Genomic DNA, 3,433 nt, shown 5'->3' with positions numbered 1-3,433 from the left:
GGGTCATACGGCCGCCGTGCCAGGGGGGATTCGGGGTACCGGCGGTGTGCTGGACAGGTGCACGGGCGGCTCCTTCCACGCGGGGAGGCGGTGGCGTCCGAGAGGGGACGCACGGCCGCTCGGAAGCGGCACCACCAGGAACGTTAGGAGGACGACTGCTGGAATTCAGCAGGTGTTTCTTTCTGCGGAACGCCGGTTGGATCCCGGCGGCCCGGCACGCCCCCGGTCGCGGGCGCGAGCCCCCCGACCGGGCGGCTCCGGAGGTAGGTCTCAGCAGCCGAGGAGTTCGTACAGGGGGGCCGGGTCGGGGGCGGCCGGGTCGATGTGGACGGTCTCCCAGCCGAGGGCGGCGGCGGGCACGATGTCGAGTTCGGCGGAGTCGCCCACCATGACGCGGCGTTGGAAGTCCCCGTCGCCGACGCGGCCGAACGCGCGCGGGTCGGGCTTCTTCGGGCCCCCGTCAGCGGTGAACAGCGCTCGCTCCCACACCGGGGGGACGCCCAGCCGTTCCAGCAGCAGGCGCATCTGGGAGCCGGGCAGGTAGCAGTTGGACAGCAGCCGAACGGTGTGGCCGGCGTCGGCGGCGCGGCGCAGGGCCTCGGCGACCGGCGCGCACAGCTGGTACTGGCCCGGGTCGTCGCAGCCGAGCGCCCGCCACAGCGCCCGCTCCTGGTCGGGCCGGTCGCGGGTCAGCCCGCGCTTGCGCAGTGCCGCCTCCAGGAGGTGCAGGGTGGCCGGCTGGGTGGCGGACCGGTCGGACATGGCCGTGTACAGCGTGCCGAAGACCTCGCGGACGACGGCGCCGGAGTCGCGCGCGTCCAGGTCGAGGGTTTCGGCGAGGACCGCGGGCCAGGTCTCGGCGTCGGGCAGCGGTCGTGAGGTGACGAGCGTGTCGAAGCAGTCGAAGACCACGACGCTGGGCATGGGCGCCCTCTCTCTCGGAGCCGGAGGGTCTGCCGGCATGACGTGCGGTGCGGTGCGGGTGCGGGTGCGGTGGGGCTGTACCGGCCCTTCCCGGTGCGGGCGGGAGGCGCCCCCGGTCCGGTGCGGTGGTGGGCGGCGGTTCAGGACCAGGAGAGCTTGCGGTGGTCGGCCCGGAAGAAGGCCGCGGTGAGCGCGGCCAGCGCGAGAGCGAAGGCGCACAGCACCCCGGCGGGTACCAGGACGTCCGCGACGCCGCCTCCGTCGAGGATGACGGTGCTGAACCCGCGCATGGCCCAGTAGCTGGGAACTCCGGGTGCCAGGGGCTGGGCCCACTCGGGCAGCGCCGAGTGCGGGGTCAGCGCACCGCCGAGCCCGGCGAAGAACAGGGCCAGCAGGTTGGCGAGCACGCTCAGCTGGGCGATGGTGCGGCAGAGCGCGACCAGCGCCATGCCGATCATCACCACACACAGCGCCAGCGGCACCGCGACCACGAACAGGGCGACCCAGGAGCCTCGTACCCGCAGGTCGAAGAGGATCGCGCCGGCGCCGAAGACCACCGCCAGCTGCAGGACGGCGACCACCAGCGGCACCACGGCGCGGCCGGCGATCAGCTCGCCGGAGCGGACGCCCGCGGCACGCAGCCGGTCCCAGGTGTTCCAGCCGTGCTCCCGGAAGACGGCGAAACCCACGAGGGTGACCATGAAGAACAGGAACATCACCGCGATGCCGGGCACGCCCTGTTCGGCGCCGTTGGCGTCGTGCTCGCCGTCGGCGCGCAGCGCCGCCCGGAACAGCGGCTGCATGAAGGCCATGATCAGCAGTGGCATGACGGCGCGGATGACGAGCGGCGCGGGGTCGCGTGCCAGCAGCCGGACGTCCTGCCGGACCAGGGCGGCGACGCGGCGGAGGGTTCCCTCACCCATGGCCGCTCACCTCCGCCGGCTGCCCGCCCGGACGGCCGGGTTCCGGTGGGTGCCCGCCCGCGCCACCGGGCGGGGCGTCGGCGACGTACCGCCGCCCCGTCAGGCGCAGGAACACGCTCTCCAGGCTGGGCCGGACGACGTCGAGGTTGAGGAGCTGCGGCGCGGCGTCGCCGAGGGCGGCCAGGATCTCGGGCACGGCCAGGTGGGGCTGGTCGACGCGGACCCGCAGCGTCCGTGCCTCCGTGGTGACCGGCCAGGGCAGCCGCGGGGCGGGCGGGGGGCCGGTGAAGGTGAGTTCGACGTAGCCGACGCCGTGCCGGCGCACCAGGTCGTCGAGCGTCCCCCGGGCGATCACGCGCCCCTGGTCGAGCACGGCGACGTCCGCGGCGAGCGCTTCGACCTCGGCGAGGTAGTGGGTGGAGTAGCAGACGGCGGTGCCGTCGGCGGCGAGTTCACGGACGAAGTCGATCAGCCGGGTGCGGGTCTCGACGTCGACCCCGGCGGTGGGCTCGTCCAGCATCAGGAGCCGGGGCCGGTGGAGCAGGGCGACGGCGGTGTGCACGCGCCGCCTTTCGCCGCCCGACAGACGGCCGACCCCGCGGTCCAGGAGATCACCCAGGCCGAGCGGTTCGGCCAGTTCCTCGGTGCGGCGACGCACCTCGCGGCCCCGCAGGCCGGACAGCTCGGCGAAGAACCGCAGGTTCTGGCGCACGGTCAGGGGCGGGTAGACGCCGAGCTCCTGCGGAGCCAGGCCGAGGTGCCGGCGTGCGCGGTGGGGCTCCGCGCGCAGCGAGTGGCCGCAGATCTCGATGTCGCCCGCGTCCGGCCGCAGCAGTCCGGCGGTCAGGGACATCAGGGTGGTCTTGCCCGCGCCGTTGTGGCCGAGCAGGCCGACGACCTCGCCCTCGGCGATGCGCAGGTCCACGTCGTGCAGCGCGGTGGTGTCGCCGTACCGCTTGTGGACGCCGCGCAGCGACAGGGCCGGGGCGCCGGGCGCGGCCGGCGTGGTGTCAGTCGGCACGGCGCTTCCAGGCGTCGGGGAGCAGGTCCGGCAGGGACGCCTCACGCAGCAGCGGCTCCCAGGTACGGGCCAGCTTGAAGCCCTTGATCATGCCGCTGCCCGAGCGGACGTCGGGCAGCGGCTCGGCGTAGTCGAGCTGCGCCTCGGTCTCCTGGACGTGGGCGCGCAGCCGCGCCAGCCAGGGTTCGGCGCGCTCCCCCACGGCGTCGCCGCCGTCGGCGGCGAGCCGCAGCCCGGCCCGGACCTCCTCGTCCGGCACTCCGGCGAAGGGGTCGAACGCGGCTTCGTCCCGCCCGTAGGTCAGCTCCCCCACGGTGCGCAGCCCGCGCACGGACAGGGACAGCTGAACGAGTTCGTACGCCATGAGCACCGCGGTCTCACGCTGGCCCGCGGCGACGGCGCCCTCGATGTCCTCCATGCGGGCCCGGCAGCCCAGCAGCAGCCGGACCGCGCCATGGGCGCGGAAGACGAGCAGGCGCCGCAGGTCGGACGGGACGGCGGGGGGCGCCGGGGCGGTCGTGGTGGTGTCGGGCGTGCCGCCGGCTGAGGCGGCGGCACGCCCGAC

The 3,433-nt window shown here is 74.9% G+C and carries 4 protein-coding genes; all 4 read right to left on the bottom strand.

Going from position 1 to position 3,433, the window contains the following annotated elements:
• Positions 1–270: 270 nt before the first annotated feature.
• Positions 271–924: an HAD family hydrolase gene (locus tag E0D90_RS24565; protein ID WP_130800139.1), complete on the bottom strand. Its 654-nt coding sequence runs from the start codon at positions 922–924 to the stop codon at positions 271–273.
• Between the two features lie 140 nt (positions 925–1,064).
• The gene (locus tag E0D90_RS24560; protein WP_103500278.1) at positions 1,065–1,847 is read right to left on the bottom strand and encodes an ABC transporter permease; all 783 of its coding nucleotides are present in this window, start codon (positions 1,845–1,847) and stop codon (positions 1,065–1,067) included.
• Positions 1,840–2,868, bottom strand: a complete 1,029-nt coding sequence (locus E0D90_RS24555) for an ABC transporter ATP-binding protein (RefSeq protein WP_130800138.1) — start codon at positions 2,866–2,868, stop codon at positions 1,840–1,842. Before E0D90_RS24555 ends, E0D90_RS24560 begins: the two co-directional genes overlap by 8 nt.
• The coding region (locus tag E0D90_RS24550; protein WP_227870479.1) for a hypothetical protein at positions 2,858–3,433 on the bottom strand (576 nt) is incomplete at its 5' end. The genes E0D90_RS24550 and E0D90_RS24555, both read right to left, overlap by 11 nt.

Origin of the sequence: Streptomyces otsuchiensis (assembly GCF_004305975.1) — a bacterium.
GTDB lineage: Bacteria > Actinomycetota > Actinomycetes > Streptomycetales > Streptomycetaceae > Streptomyces > Streptomyces otsuchiensis.
This window is presented reverse-complemented; position numbering and strand designations above follow the sequence as displayed.